This window comes from Thermodesulfobacteriota bacterium, from assembly GCA_040753795.1.
Taxonomy (GTDB): Bacteria; Desulfobacterota; Desulfobacteria; order Desulfobacterales; family Desulfosudaceae; genus JBFMDX01.
Map to the genome: position 1 here is coordinate 1 of JBFMDX010000025.1, position 15298 is coordinate 15298.

The 15298-nt window shown below is 58.9% G+C and carries 17 protein-coding genes and 1 riboswitch; of the genes, 6 read left to right on the forward strand and 11 right to left on the reverse strand.

Translation table 11 applies throughout. The annotated features are described in order from the left end of the window. Positions 1 to 1425 (reverse strand): DUF3450 family protein (locus AB1724_18680; GenBank protein ID MEW6079840.1); only part of this gene is annotated, 1425 nt, incomplete at its 3' end. Next, positions 1418 to 2209 carry a DUF3450 domain-containing protein gene (locus tag AB1724_18685; protein ID MEW6079841.1) on the reverse strand — a complete coding sequence of 264 codons (792 nt, stop codon included), beginning with the start codon at positions 2207 to 2209 and terminating at the stop codon, positions 1418 to 1420. The genes AB1724_18685 and AB1724_18680, both read right to left, overlap by 8 nt. Before the next feature lie 141 nt (positions 2210 to 2350). After that, positions 2351 to 2537, reverse strand: a riboswitch (cobalamin riboswitch). A gap of 133 nt (positions 2538 to 2670) precedes the next feature. On the opposite strand from AB1724_18685, the gene radA reads away from it, so the two are divergent. From radA to AB1724_18700, 3 genes are read left to right on the forward strand one after another with little or no spacing between them, the layout of a single operon-like run. After that, positions 2671 to 4035: a DNA repair protein RadA gene (radA, locus tag AB1724_18690; protein ID MEW6079842.1), complete on the forward strand. Its 1365-nt coding sequence runs from the start codon at positions 2671 to 2673 to the stop codon at positions 4033 to 4035. 22 nt (positions 4036 to 4057) lie between these two features. Further along, a complete protein-coding gene (locus tag AB1724_18695) occupies positions 4058 to 4681 on the forward strand; it encodes an RlmE family RNA methyltransferase (protein MEW6079843.1) in 624 nt (207 codons plus the stop codon). Next, on the forward strand, positions 4668 to 5405 hold the full coding sequence (locus tag AB1724_18700) for a YebC/PmpR family DNA-binding transcriptional regulator (protein ID MEW6079844.1): 738 nt from the start codon (positions 4668 to 4670) through the stop codon (positions 5403 to 5405). The genes AB1724_18695 and AB1724_18700 overlap by 14 nt, the downstream gene beginning before the upstream one ends. 8 nt (positions 5406 to 5413) lie before the next feature. Here AB1724_18700 and nadA read toward each other — a convergent pair whose 3' ends face one another. From nadA to AB1724_18715, 3 genes are all read right to left on the reverse strand, one after another. Beyond that, complete coding sequence (nadA, locus tag AB1724_18705) at positions 5414 to 6298, reverse strand: quinolinate synthase NadA (protein ID MEW6079845.1); 885 nt, start codon at positions 6296 to 6298, stop codon at positions 5414 to 5416. Continuing rightward, positions 6295 to 6972, reverse strand: coding sequence for an outer membrane lipoprotein chaperone LolA (gene lolA, locus AB1724_18710; GenBank protein MEW6079846.1), 678 nt, complete (start codon positions 6970 to 6972; stop codon positions 6295 to 6297). Before lolA ends, nadA begins: the two co-directional genes overlap by 4 nt. A 62-nt stretch (positions 6973 to 7034) precedes the next feature. Beyond that, on the reverse strand, positions 7035 to 7427 hold the full coding sequence (locus tag AB1724_18715) for a PilZ domain-containing protein (protein MEW6079847.1): 393 nt from the start codon (positions 7425 to 7427) through the stop codon (positions 7035 to 7037). 488 nt (positions 7428 to 7915) lie between these two features. On the opposite strand from AB1724_18715, the gene AB1724_18720 reads away from it, so the two are divergent. The 3 genes from AB1724_18720 (at position 7916) to rbr (ending at position 9261) form a co-directional block, all read left to right on the forward strand. Beyond that, the gene (locus AB1724_18720; protein MEW6079848.1) at positions 7916 to 8245 is read left to right on the forward strand and encodes a hypothetical protein; all 330 of its coding nucleotides are present in this window, start codon (positions 7916 to 7918) and stop codon (positions 8243 to 8245) included. A gap of 153 nt (positions 8246 to 8398) precedes the next feature. Then, the gene (locus tag AB1724_18725; GenBank protein ID MEW6079849.1) at positions 8399 to 8590 is read left to right on the forward strand and encodes a ferredoxin; all 192 of its coding nucleotides are present in this window, start codon (positions 8399 to 8401) and stop codon (positions 8588 to 8590) included. A 95-nt stretch (positions 8591 to 8685) separates the two neighbouring features. Further along, entirely contained in the window at positions 8686 to 9261 is a 576-nt protein-coding gene (gene rbr, locus AB1724_18730) for a rubrerythrin (protein ID MEW6079850.1), read from the forward strand. 12 nt (positions 9262 to 9273) lie between these two features. Here rbr and AB1724_18735 read toward each other — a convergent pair whose 3' ends face one another. The 6 genes from AB1724_18735 to AB1724_18760 are packed head-to-tail and all read right to left on the reverse strand — an operon-like array spanning position 9274 to position 15292. Continuing rightward, positions 9274 to 10731, reverse strand: a complete 1458-nt coding sequence (locus tag AB1724_18735) for a transglutaminase family protein (protein ID MEW6079851.1) — start codon at positions 10729 to 10731, stop codon at positions 9274 to 9276. Positions 10732 to 10750: 19 nt separating this feature from the next. Continuing rightward, a complete protein-coding gene (gene mutL, locus AB1724_18740; GenBank protein MEW6079852.1) occupies positions 10751 to 12562 on the reverse strand; it encodes a DNA mismatch repair endonuclease MutL in 1812 nt (603 codons plus the stop codon). Between the two features lie 6 nt (positions 12563 to 12568). Continuing rightward, positions 12569 to 12754 carry a hypothetical protein gene (locus tag AB1724_18745; GenBank protein MEW6079853.1) on the reverse strand — a complete coding sequence of 62 codons (186 nt, stop codon included), beginning with the start codon at positions 12752 to 12754 and terminating at the stop codon, positions 12569 to 12571. Positions 12755 to 12771: 17 nt separating this feature from the next. Further along, a complete protein-coding gene (gene gatA, locus AB1724_18750; GenBank protein MEW6079854.1) occupies positions 12772 to 14238 on the reverse strand; it encodes an Asp-tRNA(Asn)/Glu-tRNA(Gln) amidotransferase subunit GatA in 1467 nt (488 codons plus the stop codon). 20 nt (positions 14239 to 14258) lie between these two features. After that, the gene (gene gatC / locus AB1724_18755; GenBank protein ID MEW6079855.1) at positions 14259 to 14546 is read right to left on the reverse strand and encodes an Asp-tRNA(Asn)/Glu-tRNA(Gln) amidotransferase subunit GatC; all 288 of its coding nucleotides are present in this window, start codon (positions 14544 to 14546) and stop codon (positions 14259 to 14261) included. Between the two features lie 11 nt (positions 14547 to 14557). Beyond that, on the reverse strand, positions 14558 to 15292 hold the full coding sequence (locus tag AB1724_18760) for an SPOR domain-containing protein (GenBank protein MEW6079856.1): 735 nt from the start codon (positions 15290 to 15292) through the stop codon (positions 14558 to 14560). Between the last annotated feature and the right edge of the window lie 6 nt (positions 15293 to 15298).

The window sequence follows — 15298 nt, forward strand, 5'->3', positions numbered from 1 at the left end:
GACCCCCCGGCCCCTGGTTTTAAACACCTGGTTGACAAAAGAGACGGCCTTTTCCTCCATCTGGGCGATGGTGTGTTCCACCCGGCGGCTGATCAGGGTGTGGGCCAGCATCAGGGGGATGGCCACGCCCAGGCCCACCATGGTGGTGACCAGGGCCTCGGAGATGCCGCTCGACATCATCCGGGGATCCCCGGTCCCGTAATAAGTGATGACGTGAAAGGTGTTGATCATGCCGGTGACCGTTCCCAGCAGGCCCAGCAGGGGCGCGATGGTGGCCAGCATGCCCAGGGTGGACAGAAACCGCTCCAGGCGCGGCACTTCGTTTAAAATCGCTTCCTGCAGGGCGTTTTCCATATCCTCCCGGCTCATCTGCCGAAAATCCAGGGCAGTCCGGATCACCCTGGGCACGGACTTTCCCTTTTCTCCGTCGCACAGCCGGCAGCAGGAGTCCCAGTCCTCCTGCCGGATGCAGGCCGAAACCCGGGCCATGAACGCCTCGGCGTCGCAACTGCCCCGGCGCAGATAACGGACCCTCTCGGCGATAATGCCCAGGCCGAGAAAAAAAATCAGCACCGTCGGCCAGACAATGGGACCGCCCTTGGGAATCTGCGCCATCAGGCTCAGTTGATGGGTCATTTGCCGCAGGGCGGCGCCGCCGGAGATATCCAGCCAGACGGAATCGGTTTTACCGGACAGGTACTTCCGGATCGATCGGACCGTTAAAAAAGGCGGTTTTTCGGACAGGGCGAACAGGCCCCGGCTGGCGTCGGAATACAGCGCGAAACCGGTTTCCTGTCCGGTCTGATAGGCCGCGGTCAGATTGCCGATCAGCAGAATGTCGGCGGGAGACTCCTGGCCGCCGCGGTCGATCACCGTTCCCGTCACCCGGCGGACCTGTCCCGACCAGTTGATTTCCTGCAGCAGCATATCCGTCATGTCACGGACCACCGCCATGGAGGGCAGCCGGTCGGTTCCGGCCAGCCCGGCCATCCGGCCCTGACGGTCATCCGTCAGCGCGCTCTGGGGACTGTGCCGGTAAATCTCTTCCATGTCCCGGGCAAAGCCGCGGACAAAGCCGGCGATTTCCCTGACCAAACCTGACAGTTCTGACAATGATTTCTGAAGCGACAGCGTTTGAGCCGTCAGCTGTTCCACCTGTTTTTCAGCCCCGGCGACCTGCGGTTTCAGGGCATCATTCTGCTTCTCCAGTTCAGCCACGGCCTGCTGCAAAGCGCTTTTATCGGCCAGGATCTTCCGGCGGCTTTCTTCCGCCTCCAACTGCGCCTGACGGGCCGACGCTTCGGCCTGGCGCAGGGCAGCATCCTTCTTCTCCCGCATCTGTTCGTAATCCAGGCGCATGTCCCCGGCGGCCACCGGCCGGACGCAGACAAGAATGAAACACAACAGAACATAGAACTTATTCATGCGGGTTGCCCTCCCGTCCGGCCAGTTTCCCCAGGGGGAGTTTGACCAGATCCGCGGGCCGGCGTTTTTCCGCCATGTCGATGGCGGCTTGCAGGTCCCGGCACCAGCGGCCCGGCAGGGGCCGCCACGTCCCTTCGGCGACACTGTAATAACCGGCCAGGTTCTGGTCCGGCGAGAGGCAGAACAGCGCCACCCGCCCGACCCGCAGCACGGAGAACATGCGCTCATCGCCCTCCAGCCGGAGCTGCTCCTGGTAAACGTCGGAGGTGTTGCCGTAAGCGGCTTCCACCAGAAGGGTCTCCATTGTTTTCCGGAATTTTTCGCTGACGCTCACCTCCGGATCATCCAGCACCTGTTTGAGATGATCCAGGCGATCCTTTCTTTCCGCCGACAGAAACGGCAGATCGGCTTCCACCTCCTGCCGGATGCGGGGATAAACGGAGGCCAGAAACGGTTCGATCTCGGCGGCCATGGCCCTGGCTTCGTTAATCTGCGTTTCCAGGGACAGGGCCAGGGACTGGCGGTCGGCGATTTCCTTTTGCAACTGCGTCAGTCGGTCGGTCAGATCCGCCTGCTCCCGTTGCAGCTGGTCGTATCTTTCGGTCAGCCGGATCCGCTCCTGCTCCCACAGATCCATCTCCTTCTGGGTGCTGATGCGGGTATCGATGGCCTGGTCGATGGGCGCCTGAAGCCGGGCGGCAAAATCCTCGGCCATCCCTTCCGGCGACCAGCAGCATATAACAAGGCCGATGATACCTGCCGCAATCATTCTTTTCAGTATCATAAAAGCTCCCTAACCTTATACCCTTAACCTTGAGCCCTGAACCTTGTACCTTCTAAACAAAAAACCCCGGACCGAAACCTTCGATCCGGGGATGCCCCTGTTTTATCCGCAAGATCCGGCCGCCTCCGCCGCCCGGCGGAGAACCCGGCCTGTCAATCAGGCAGGTCTTCTGACTCTCGAATCATCCTACCGGCCGCGCCTTCCCATTTTGCATCAATGCAACAGTGACATACGTGCGGCGTTCGTCCTCGATTACAGCGGCGGGTCCGCTCCCGATTTTCACGGGATTCCCTATTAAGCCAACGGCGCCTGATTTTTTCCCGTATCCTATCGACAATTCGCTCGAATATCAAGGGGTTTGTTTCCGGGACCGAATGAAAACAGTTGACGTCGAAACAGGCCCTGATATAAAAGATGAAGAAAATTTTTTCATATACTCCCCTTTGCCGCGGACATCCATAATGAAAAATACAAAGACCGTCTTCTGCTGTCAAAACTGCGGGCACCAGTCGCCCAAATGGCTGGGGCGGTGCCCGGAGTGCGAAAGCTGGGGCACCTTCGTGGAAGAAGCGGTGGGGATCTCCGTCGGGAAAACCGCGCCGGTCATGGCCGGACGGGCCGCCAAACCGGTGCCCCTGGGAGAGGTGACCATCGGCGACGAGCAGCGGCGGAAAACGGGCATCAGCGAATTTGACCGGGCCCTGGGCGGCGGCATCGTAGCCGGCTCGCTGATCCTGATCGGCGGCGACCCCGGCATCGGCAAATCCACCCTCATGCTCCAGGCGGCCCAACGGCTGGTGGAAGCCGGTCACAAGGTGCTGTACGTCTCCGGCGAGGAGTCGTTAAAACAGCTGAAAATGAGGAGCGAACGGCTGGGCGGCAGCCGCGCCGCCGACATCCTGGCGGTGGCGGAGACCAGCATCGAGACGGTGGTGGCCACGGCCGATGCGTTGCGGCCGGACGCACTGATCATCGATTCCATCCAGACCATGGCCAGCCCGGATTTTTCCTCGGCCCCGGGCAGCGTCGGCCAGGTTCGGGAAGCGACCATGCGCCTCATGGTCATGGCCAAGCAGACCGGCGTTCCCGTTTTCCTCATCGGCCATGTCACCAAGGACGGCTCCATTGCCGGCCCCCGCACCATGGAACACATGGTGGACACGGTCCTCTATTTTGAAGGCGACAAGAACCAGGTCTTCCGGATTCTGCGGGCCGTCAAAAACCGCTTCGGCTCGACCAATGAAATTGGCGTCTTTGAGATGAAAACCGCCGGCCTGGATGAGGTAGCCAACCCCTCGGCCGTCTTCCTTTCCGAAAAGCCGGAAAACTCCCCGGGATCGGTGGTCTCCGCCAGCATGGAAGGCACCCGGCCCATCCTGGTGGAACTCCAGGCCCTGGCCAGCCGCTCCGGCCTGGGCATGCCCCGACGGACCATCCTGGGGCTGGACCAGAACCGGGTCGCCCTGCTGGTGGCGGTCATGGAGAAAAAGCTGGGCATGGAACTGATGGGCTACGACGTGTTCATGAACGTGGCCGGCGGCGTGAAAATCAGCGAACCGGCCGTTGACCTGGGCATTATCGCGGCGGTGGCCTCGAGCTTCCTTGACCGGCCCATCAAGCCCGGAACCGTGGTGCTGGGGGAAGTGGGCCTGACCGGCGAAGTACGGGCCATCAACCATATTGAAACCCGGGTGGCTGAAGTCAAAAAGATGGGATTTAACAGCTGCCTGCTGCCCTACAGCAATGTCAAACGCATGCACAATGAAAAGCAAATCACCATCACCGGGGTAAAAACCATATCGGACGCCATCGAGGCCCTGTTCTGATCCGCCGGGGGAAACACGTCTTATGAGCCGCAACAACAACAATCCCTGGAGCCGCCCCGACTTTTACGCCCGTCAGGCGAAAAAAGATCATTATCCGGCCCGCTCGGTATACAAGTTGATGGAAATACAAAAAAAATACAAGTTGCTCCGCAAGGGGGACAAAGTGGTCGATCTGGGCTGCGCCCCGGGTTCCTGGCTGCTGTACGCGGCCGAAGTGGTCGGGGACCAGGGAACGGTGACCGGTATGGACCTGACGGCCGTCACCATCGGTCTGCCACCGCGGGCATCCGCTCATGTCATGGACATGTTCGAGCTGCGGTCGGACGACCCGCTTTTCTCGGGCAAAAAGGCGGACGTGGTGTTAAGCGACATGGCGCCGTCCACCACTGGTCATACCGGCACCGACGCGGCCCGGTCCCAGGATCTGGCCATGGCCGCCCTGACCCTGGCCGGGGAGATTCTCAGGCCAGGGGGGAATTTCGTCTGTAAACTTTTTCAGGGAGAAGATTTTAAAATATTTACGGATATGGTAAAAAAACAATTCAACCGGTCTGCGATCTTCAAACCGGCCAGTTGCCGGAAAGACAGCCGGGAAACTTACATTATCGGATTAGGGAAAAAGGAGCCGGGCAATGTCAGGTCATAATAAATGGTCGTCCATCAAACACAAAAAACAGGCGGCGGACGCGAAACGGGGACAGGCGTTCACCAAGCTGATCAAGGAAATTACCGCGGCCGCCCGGGCGGGCGGCGGAGACATCAACGCCAACGCCAGGCTGCGCAGCGCCATCGCGGCCGCTAAAATGGAAAACATGCCCAAGGACAATATGGACCGGGCCATCAAAAAGGGAACCGGCGAGCTGGACGGCGTGAATTACGAAGAACTCACTTATGAAGGCTATGGCCCAGGCGGGGCGGCCATCTTTTTAGAATCCCTGACGGACAATAAGAACCGGACGGTCAGCGATATCCGCCATATTTTCAGCCGCCATGCCGGCCGGCTGGCGGAGAACGGCAGTGTTGCCTATCTGTTCAAGAAAAAGGGGTATTGTGAAATCGACAAGGCCACGGCCGATGAAGACAAAGTGATGGAAACGGCCATTGAAGCCGGCGCCGAGGATGTCCGGGAGGCGGAAGGCAGTTTTGAGGTCATTACGGCGGTGGCTGATTTTGAAGCCGTGAAGCAGGCCCTGACCGACGCGGGCATCACCTGCTCTCTGGCCGAAATCACCATGCTGCCGCAGAATACCATCGACCTGGGCGAGAAGGAGTCGGAGCAGATGTTAAAGCTCCTGGAAGCGCTGGACGACTGCGACGACGTTCAGAAGGTTTATACCAACGCTAACCTGGATGAAAGCGCCGGCGCCTAAATTCTTGCCTACCGCAACGCCAGCATCCGCTGGACCGCGTCAAGGGCCCGCTCCTGGATGTCGGCCGGCACCTTGACTTCAGGGCCCATGTTTTCAAGGCAGTCGACGATCATTTGCGGGGTGATGCGCTTCATGTCCGGGCAGATCATTTTTTCCGAAACCGGATAAAACGTCTTTTCCGGGCAGGCTTTCCGCAGGGCGTGCATCAGGCCGTTTTCGGTGGCCACCAGAAACTGATCGGCTTCCGAGTCTTGAGCATATCGCAGCATGCCGGAGGTGCTCAGCACCGCGTCGGCCAGGTCCAGCACCTCGCCGCGGCATTCCGGATGGGCCATGACCACCGCGTCCGGGTGCCGCTTTTTGGCCGAGAGGACATCCGTTGCCCGCAGGGCATCATGGATGGGGCAACAGCCGTCCCAGAGATGAATTGTCTTGTCGGTCAGGGAGGCGGCGTAAGACGCCAGGTTCCGATCCGGCGTCATCAGCAGTTCCGCCTCGTCCAGGCTGTTGACCACCTTGACGACATTGGCCGAGGTGCAGCAGACGGTGGACATGGCCTTGACCGCGGCCGACGAGTTCACGTAGGTCACTACCGGCATGTCCCCCAGTTCCTTTATTTTCGCCCGCAGGGCCGGAACCGTGACCATGTCGGCCATGGGGCAGCCCGCGTCCGGCGCCGGGAAGAGGATGGTCTTGTCCGGGCAGACAATGGAGGCGGTTTCGGCCATGAAATGTACGCCGCAGAAGACAATCACCTCGGCATCGGTGGCCGAAGCCCGAATGGACAGCTCCAGCGAGTCGCCGCACAGATCGGCCAGGTCCTGAATTTCCGGCGGCTGGTAGTTATGCGCCAGAATGATGGCGTTGCGTTTTTTTTTGAGCGCTTCGATCAATTCTTCGGATCCAGCAGCAGGACATCGGCGTTGGCCGGGGGTTCAAAGATAAACAGGGCGTTTCCCAGGGGTTCTCCCAGGCGGATGTCTGAAAAAATAATCCGGGTGGTGTCTTCATAAGTATTCATGGTTTCTATTTCCTCGACCAGACCGCTCTGCCGGGAAACATAGAAGTAAATCGCCGCCAGGTCACCTGTTTTCTTGTTGGGCACCAGCTTCAAGGCATAAAAGCCTTCGTTGGTCCGGTTCGAGTCGATGGTCACCTGATTTTTTTCGCTGATGGTGTTCAACGCCGCCAGAAAATTGACGCCCTGACCATCGTCGAACAGGGCCGGAGTATCACCGGTCATGACCTGATTTTCAAGCGGCTTGTAGATCCAGAGCTTTTTCCCGTCGGTAATGATCTGCTGGGGGTCGGGGGTGATATACTCCCAGCGCATCATTCCCGGATCCTTGAAAAAGGCCTTGCCGGCAGCCGTGTCGGTTATGTCCATTGCCTTGAGCGTGGACACCTGTTCGAAACGGGCGGAAAAACTGCCGCTGGCATAGGTAGACTGAATCTGCTTCAGCAGATCCGCGGCCGAAGCCGGCGTCGAAGGGGCCGGGTCGGCCCAGGACCAGACGGCCGTCAGGCAGACTGACAGCCAGAAACAGGTAACCGCGACTTTTTTCAATGGGTCTCCAGACTAAAAATCATCTCCGGGGATGGCGCCGTGTTCAATCATGACGCAGACCTTCAGGATTGGCTCTGGTGATTGATAAACTGTACACCGCAGCCGTATCGTCTGGCTCCGCCGATTTCTATTTCCAGGCACCAGCGGACTTCCGCCCGGCACTGTCTGGCAGGGCCGAAACCGCCTGAGTCTAACAACGGATCATCATCGGTTTTCACCATGACATACGATCCGGTGTCCAGGGGTGATGACAATTCAAAATACACCCCGCCCTCGCTGTAATTGAGCATCAGGGCGGACGAGAGTCTCCGGGGACTGTCCCTGACGACAACAATGGGTACCGCGCATGAAAACCTGGGATGCGCCCGCCGCTGCAATTCTTTTTCCATCTGACTATACATCTTTTCCGGAACCGGCAAGCCCGGTTCCCGACGACAAACACGTTTGAGCAGCATGAACGACCGGCGCCGCTTAACCCGGATATTTTGGTTGCCACGCTCACGGCTGCAGCCACACGACTGCACCCTTAATAAAATCAAGATATCAGACACCGACTTTCAAGTCAAGAAACGATTCCCTGGCGCCGATGGGTTTGAACAGGAACGCAAACATGCCGGGCACATGATTAGCGCTACGGGCCAACAGGCAAAACCGATACGTTTTTTCGGTACACATTTGTTTCACTGCATCACCACAAAAACGCTCTCCCGAATCAGATTCAAGTGAAGGCGGCCGGAGAGGACCTGCCATGGGAAAAAAAACATTCTTGTTTTCAAATGGTTTTTAAAAACATGGCTGTGAATCCTTCAAGTGGCATGAGCCTTGCTAATCACTGACAAAATTATCAACCGGTTTTTTTATTAAAAAATGCCGGCGGGGTCGGATCGGAAAACGCCAAGCCCGGTGGCAGCCGAAACAAAAACAAAATAAGGAGAACAAAACCATGAAGATTGAAATCGTAAAAAATGTCGTCGATTTTACCCCCGAGAATGCCGATGAACAGTCCAAGCTCGAGGCCCTCTGGCGGCTGATGGTGGATTGCGTCCGCTTCAACAAGAAACTGGTTCCCATGGGTGAATATGTCCCGCAGAAAAAGAACAAGGCCAGTTTTGTGATTGAAGGCATGGCCGGCGGCAAGACCACCGAGTACCCGGAAGTGCATGTGGAGGCAGACTGCCGCTGTTACTGTCAGACCTGCAACAAGTATGTCGAGCTTAAGAAAGGGGACCGCATTCCGCCATGCTGCGGCAAGCTGATGGAAGTGCTGGACTGATGCCCGGACTTATTGTAATCTGCTTAATAAGGGGAGAGGCCCTGCCTCTTCCCTTACGCTGAACCTTAAACGGGACCAGGGTCATCCGTGCCCGGTTCCGGAGCAAGCCCTTCCGTGTTCTTTTTTTGAAACATCATAAAAAAGGAGAAAACAATGAAAGCACGCATCACCAGCCAATGCATGGGAGACCGTAACTGCAACAAGTTGTGCCCGGAAGTTTTTCAGTATGATGAGGACCAGCTTCTGTCCGTGGTTCAATTCGGTGTCATCCCTGAAAAATATGAAGACCTGGTTCGCCAGGCGGCCAGTGAATGCGGGGCTCAGGCCATCGAAATCGAAGAATAACCGATCACCTTACCCGGTAAGGGCTATGCCCGCATCCGGTTTAAGGCCACCTTTTAAAAAATATATCTGTTAAAAGGTGGCCTTGAGGATTATCTATGGGAAAATTCCGTGACAGCCGGACCGCCCGCAATCTAATGCTATCCTTTGCCGGCGAATCCCAGGCCCGCAACCGCTACACGTATTTCTCCCGCCGGGCCCTGGAGGAAGGTTATGTGCAGATCGCCGACATTTTCCGGGAAACGGCCGACCAGGAGTGCGAACATGCCCTGCGCTTTTTCAAGTTTTTCAACGGCGGGGAGATGGAAATCACCGGCAGTTTCCCCAGTGGCGTGATCGCGGACACTTACGCGAATCTGACCGCCGCCGCCGACGGCGAGCGCTTTGAACACACCCGTCTTTATCCTGATTTTGCACAGACGGCCCGGGACGAAGGGTTTGAGCGGGCGGCCGAAACATGGGAGGCCATCATCGTTTCCGAGCGGCAGCATGAAAAGCGATACCGGGAACTGGCGGCCAACCTTTTGGCGGGAAAGACGTTTGCCCGGGAGAGGGAAACGGTGTGGCGCTGCCGGAACTGTGGTTACCTGCACACCGGTACCCGGCCCCCGGACAAATGCCCCGCTTGCGTCATGCCCCGCGGTTATTTTGAACTGCTGGCTGAAAACTGGTAGAATGGATTTTCGCTATCGCGTCGGCTTGTAGTCGATAACCGTCAGCCGGATATTACCGATCACGGGAATCAGGTCAAGTTGCTGGTCCAGCCGGCCGCCGGCCAGCCGGATATGGGTCACGTCCGCCGGCATCTGGCCGAAGGTGGCGTCGGCGGTTATCCACCGTCCGGCGTAAAGGCGATTCCAGGCGTGATAAAAGAATTTTCCCTTCAGGTACACCAGACCGGTTTCCACCTGGGCGGGTATCCCCGCGGCTCGGGCCAGGGCCGCCAGCAGCATGGCGTGCTCATTGCAGTCCCCCTGCCGGTGCGTTAACGTCGACAGGGCATTGGGCATGGATACGACCGGTTTCTTGTCGATATTTTCGTATACCCACCGCATCAGTCGCTCCGCCTGCTCCCGGGGCGACCCACCCGGAGCTACAATTTCAGCAGCCAGTTGACGGATGGCGGGATCGTCGGACTGAATCAGCGCGTCGGGCTGAAGGAAATCTTCCAGATTCTTTTCCGGCTCTTCCGCCCGGACCTGTTCCACAAGGTCCTCGCTGGTAACGGTCAACTCCTGACCGGACAGGGCTTGCCGGCCCCCGGCCAGGGCCAGGGAGGCGGTATCGATGCCTTCAATTTTCACCTTCAGCATTTCCAGTTTTTCCGGCGCGTCAAAGGTGACATTGGATGTGATGGCCAGCATCTCCGTCAGGTCGCCCCGGCCGCCTTCAATTCTTTCCAGGGCCAGATGCTTGTCGGTCTTTTCCAGAACCAGCCCCATCAATCCGCTCTCCCGCAGCACCTCACCGTTTTCACTGATCCAGACCTGCTGCCGGGCTCCCTTGAACTCAATCAGCAGGCGGGTGGCCGCCTGCTTCATGCCCATAATGACGATATCTTCCTTTTCCTCAACCGTTACCCGGATGGGCACAACCGCCATGCTGGAAGGATCGAAGAGAGGCACCGACAGGGTGTCTTTCGGGGCCATGCCCGAATTGCAGACGGCGTAGGCCAGTCCGGCGGACAGATAGGGAGCGGACGACAGCGGCAGGCGGATTTCACTGGGCTTCCCTTCCGCCACGGCCGTCACCACCAGCGTCTTATCCTCGACCCGGCCCGTGGCTGAAAATTCAAACGGCCCGGATCGCAGCCGGCTGTCAAAAGAGCGCAGGGTCAAATCCCGGTTGAGAATGGCCTCCGTGTGAAGATTGACCCGGTGCGTCAGTCCCATGATCCCGACCTGCAAAAACAAGGTCTCGGCGAGGCTATAGTGATCTTCCCGATTGCTGAAAATGGAGTGGGAATAACCGATTTTGCTGTCATTCTGCAGGATTTTCATCCATGTTTCCCGGTCCGGAAGCGTCTGGCCGGTTACAGTCACGGGTTTCCGGTTAACCATTCCGGAAAACAACCCCAGGCGAAAACCGAAAAGCCCCAGAAACAGCGCCAGGCATACCACCGCGGCGGCCCACAAACCCCGCATTGATCGTTTATCCGCCATATCAGACAATCCGCTTGAAAAGTTTTTCTATCTCCCGCACCGACCAGCCGATAATGGTCGGCCGGCCGTGGGGGCAGTGCCAGGGGTTGTCACAGGCATCCATCTGGTTCAGGAGGGCGCGCATCTCCTGCTCATTCATCCGCCGGCCGGCCCGGACAGCGCCGTGGCAGGCCATTACCGCCAGAACCTCATCCCGGGCAACTTGCAACTCCGGCGCCAGGCCCAGCTCGGCCATTTTCCCGGCCAGCTCCTGCACCAGTTGAACAGCGTCGGTGTCGGCGATGGGTTCGGGAATTGCCTTGACGACAAAAGTGTTCTGCCCGAACCGTTCCAGCACCAGACCGAAAGCCTCGCAGGCGGGCAGCATGGATTCCATGACGGCCGCCTCCCGGTGGGTCAGTTCCACCGTTTCCGGCACCAGCAGCCCCTGGCTTACCGGCTGGCGGGCTTCGGCGCGTTTTTTGAGTTTTTCGAACACCACCCGTTCATGGGCGGCATGCTGATCAATCAGAAAAAATTCGCCTTCCGATTCGCACACCAGGTAGGTCTGCCGGAACTGCCCCAGAACCGTCAGCCCGGAAAAAAAGAGCGCCCGGCCGGCTTCGCCGGTCCGGTCCGGAACCACCGGCGCCCGGACCTGAACGGGCGTCCGGTCCCGGTGATTTGCCTCCGGAAGCGGTAAGGTCCCCTGGGCCGGTCGGGGCCGGTCTTCAGGAAAAGGCCGGCCGGATACGGAATAGACCTGCGGGCGTTCCGCGACAATCGGTGGTTCGGTCTCTCGGGGAGAAAAGGCATCATCGGCGCCTTTTTCCCAGGGCAGGACCGGTTCCGCCCGCCACACCTGTTCAACGGCGGTTTTCAAGCTTTCGTAAACCCGTTTGGGGTCCGCGAAGCGCACTTCACTTTTGGTCGGATGAACATTGACGTCAACGCGGTCAAAGGGAATAGTGATGGAAATTACAGCCACCGGATAGGTTCCTTTGACCAGACGTCCCCGGTACCCCTCAAACAGAGCGTATTGCAGTCCGCGGTCCCTGACCATCCGGCCGTTTACAAACAGATAGATTCGCTGGGCCGAACGCCGGGTGATGTGGGGTGCGGCGATCCATCCGGAAACGGTGATCGCGCCGCTTGAGAAATTCAACGCATAAAGGCTGTCCCGGGTGTCCCGTCCCAGGGCGTCCGCGATTCTGTCCAGAGGGCGGGCGGTGGCCGGCCAGTTTTTTAAGGATTTTTCATTATGGGAAAGCCGAAAGTGGATATCGTGGCGACACAGAGCGAAGGTGGTCATCATATCGGCGATATGCCCCATCTCGGTTTCGGCCGATTTCACGAACTTGCGGCGCGCGGGGACGTTGAAGAACAGCTGCCGGACCTCCACCATGGTGCCCACCGGCGCGCCCACGTCCCTGACATTTCTGAGGTTTCCCCCGGAAATGGTGATTTCCGTGGCCGCTTCCGAAGCAGCGTCCCGCGTGACCAGAAGAAAGTTGGACACGGAGGCAATGCTGGGGATGGCCTCGCCGCGAAACCCCAGGGTGCCGATGGAAAACAGATCCGTTTCGTCCGTCAGCTTGCTGGTGGCGTGACGCTCCAGGCATAATAGCGCATCGTCCCGGGACATGCCGGTGCCGTTATCCGATACCCGGATGAGGGACAGCCCCCCCCGTTCCACCTGCACGGAGATATGCGTGCCGCCGGCGTCAATGGCGTTTTCGACCAGTTCCTTGATGACCGACGCCGGCCGCTCCACCACCTCTCCGGCGGCGATTTTATTGGAAATGCTTTCCGGCAGTACCCTGATGACGGACATGGTCAATCAGCATCCGGCTTTGCCGGAGACAAATTTCGCCAGAAACTCGGCTTCCGTGGGAGACAGGTCGAATTTCAGGACCGCTTCGTCGGCAATTTTCAGAGGGCTCCTGTCCGGACGGGCCTGGCGTTCCTCGGTGATCCAGGCCACCGCTCTTCTGATCGCTTCGCCTTCCGGCATGATGGTTGTCATTTGGCCTTCTCCATAGGTTAAATTTCGGGTTTTCTGTCGCGGATTCCCGCCGCTCGCTCAAAATTCCAGGCAACTCGCATGAGCGTACCCTCGGCAAAATAACCGCCCGTCAACTGCAGACCGATGGGCAGACCCTGGCGTGAGAACCCGCAGGGAACGGACATGCCCGGCACGCCGGCCAGGTTCGTTGACAGGGTAAAAACATCCGACAGATACATGGTCAGAGGATCATCCGTTTTGGAGCCGATGGAAAACGCCGGGGTCGGGGCAACGGGCGAAACCATGACGTCGCAGCGGCTAAAGGCTTTTTTAAAATCATCGGCGATCAGGGAGCGCACCTGGCAGGCCTTCTTGTAATATGCGTCGTAATATCCCGCCGACAGGCAGTAGGTGCCGATGAGAATCCGCCGCTGGACCTCCCGGCCGAATCCCCGGGACCGGGTGGTTTTATACATCTGCAGCAGATTGTCGGCCGATTTCTCCCGAAAGCCGTATTTGACGCCGTCATACCGGGCCAGATTGGAACTGGCCTCAGCCGGGGAGAGCACATAATAGGCGGCTATGGCGTACTCGACGTGGGGCAGGGACACCTCCACGCAGCGCGCCCCCAGGGACTCCAGTTGCCGGACGGCGGCGGTCACGGCGGCGGTCACGTCCGGATCGACTCCTTCGGTGGAAAGATATTCCCGGCAGAGGCCGATGGTGACCCCTTCCAGGCCCTCGACAAAGGCGGCGCCGTAGTCCGGAACCGGAGCCGGGGCCGAGGTGGAATCGCCGGGATCGTGACCGGCGATGGACTGCAGCAGCAGGCCGCAGTCCGGCACGCTTTTGGTCAGAATACCGATCTGATCAAGCGAGGAGGCAAAGGCCACCAGTCCGAAACGGGAAATCCGGCCGTAGGTCGGTTTCAGCCCCACTACCCCGCAATGGGAGGCAGGCTGACGGATAGACCCGCCGGTATCCGATCCCAGGGAACCCAGGCACATGTCCGCGGCCACGGCCGCCGCGGATCCGCCGCTGGAGCCGCCGGGAATCCGGGACAGGTCCCAGGGATTACGGGTGATCCGGAAGGCCGAATGCTCGGTGGATGAGCCCATGCCGAATTCGTCCATATTGGTTTTACCGACGATGACCGCGCCCGCCCCCTTGAGTTTTTCCATAACGGTGGCGTCATACTGGGGAACAAATTCGCTCAACATCCGGGAGGCGCAGGTGGTCCGCAATCCCCGGGTGCAGATGATATCCTTGATGGACAGGGGAATACCGGTCAGGGGGGACGCGTCCCCGCGGGCGATCCGCTCGTCCGCCGCGCGGGCCTGCTCCAGCGCCGATTCGGCCGCGACCGTAATGTAAGCGCCGACACGGTCATCCACCTCCCGGATGCGGTCCAGCACCGCCCGGGTCAGCTGGACGGAGGAAATCTCCCCGCTTTGTAACCGCCGGCGGGCTTCGGCAATGGTCAATTCATTTAATTTTTGCGGCATCGGTTCTGTTTTCCAACCTTCTATTCAATAATTTTGGGTACTTCAAACATGTCATCAGCAGTGGCCGGGGCATTGGCCAGGGTTTGGTCCAGGGGGCAGGATGCTTTGGGGACATCCTCACGAAAGGCGTTTACCACGGATATGGCCTGGGCCATGGGCTGAACGTCTTGGGTGGCCACGGCGTTCAGCTTATCAACGTAGGCCAGTATGTCGCTGAGCTGGGCGGCAAGCGGCTCCAGATCGGCGTCGGCAATTTCCAGTCTTGCCAGATGGGCGACATGACGGACATCTTCAAGGGTCAGCTTCATTTGATTCCTTCTTATCTCCGGACCAGGATGGGGCTGAAGCCATCCTTGCGCAACCGCTCGATTACCGGGGCCGCTTCATCGTGACTGGCAAACTGGCCGCATCTCAGCCGGTACCAGGTGACGCCGCCCGATTGAATCGTCTGAACGGTGTCCGGCGCGTACTTGTTTTTCTTCAGTTTTTCATAACACTGGTCGGCCGCCCGGCGGTCCCGGACCGCAGCCACTTGTAAGGTAAAAATCTTACCGCCCGTTTCAGCCGGTTTATTACCGGAAGCTTTATCGACGGCCGGGGCGGTCACGGCTGTCCCGGCCGGAGTCACTTCAGATGGGGAGTCCGCCGGAGGAGGCGCCTTATCCCTTGACGGCGATTTCTCTTCAACCGGCGCAGCCGGCGGATCCTTTTCCGGAATGGCCTTGACCGCCTCTTCGGATACCGTCGGCAAAACCGGTTTGGGCGATCCCTGCTCTCCGTCCGGGCCGGATGACCTGCCTTCGGCCGTTATTGTCTCCGGCCCCGGGGCCGGGGCCGGCTCCGGGAACGGTGTTTCCCCTTTTGCGAAATACAGCCTGGCCGGCTCTTTCTCGCCGGGAACCGGTACCAGGCCCCGGCCGACAAAGATGCCCAGGATGAAAAACCAGCCACAGACAAAAATGACCAGAGCCGCCCAGCCCACTGCTTCGGACGTGGACAGCTCCATCACGAATCGATTTTTTTTTTCAGCCGCTGTGGTTGTGTTTTTTTCCATGCTTTA

Bases quoted from the DNA above. Each gene is read 5' to 3' on its own strand.
- gatA (MEW6079854.1), bottom strand. From the start codon at position 14,238: ATGCCGCAAAAATTAAATGAATTGACCATTGCCGAAGCCCGCCGGCGG.
- gatC (MEW6079855.1), bottom strand. From the start codon at position 14,546: ATGAAGCTGACCCTTGAAGATGTCCGTCATGTCGCCCATCTGGCAAGA.
- AB1724_18720 (MEW6079848.1), top strand. From the start codon at position 7,916: ATGAAGATTGAAATCGTAAAAAATGTCGTCGATTTTACCCCCGAGAAT.
- AB1724_18735 (MEW6079851.1), bottom strand. From the start codon at position 10,731: ATGCGGGGTTTGTGGGCCGCCGCGGTGGTATGCCTGGCGCTGTTTCTG.
- AB1724_18685 (MEW6079841.1), bottom strand. From the start codon at position 2,209: ATGATACTGAAAAGAATGATTGCGGCAGGTATCATCGGCCTTGTTATA.
- AB1724_18760 (MEW6079856.1), bottom strand. From the start codon at position 15,292: ATGGAAAAAAACACAACCACAGCGGCTGAAAAAAAAAATCGATTCGTG.
- AB1724_18700 (MEW6079844.1), top strand. From the start codon at position 4,668: ATGTCAGGTCATAATAAATGGTCGTCCATCAAACACAAAAAACAGGCG.
- AB1724_18695 (MEW6079843.1), top strand. From the start codon at position 4,058: ATGAGCCGCAACAACAACAATCCCTGGAGCCGCCCCGACTTTTACGCC.
- AB1724_18745 (MEW6079853.1), bottom strand. From the start codon at position 12,754: ATGACAACCATCATGCCGGAAGGCGAAGCGATCAGAAGAGCGGTGGCC.
- AB1724_18725 (MEW6079849.1), top strand. From the start codon at position 8,399: ATGAAAGCACGCATCACCAGCCAATGCATGGGAGACCGTAACTGCAAC.
- AB1724_18715 (MEW6079847.1), bottom strand. From the start codon at position 7,427: ATGCTGCTCAAACGTGTTTGTCGTCGGGAACCGGGCTTGCCGGTTCCG.
- mutL (MEW6079852.1), bottom strand. From the start codon at position 12,562: ATGTCCGTCATCAGGGTACTGCCGGAAAGCATTTCCAATAAAATCGCC.
- radA (MEW6079842.1), top strand. From the start codon at position 2,671: ATGAAAAATACAAAGACCGTCTTCTGCTGTCAAAACTGCGGGCACCAG.
- rbr (MEW6079850.1), top strand. From the start codon at position 8,686: ATGGGAAAATTCCGTGACAGCCGGACCGCCCGCAATCTAATGCTATCC.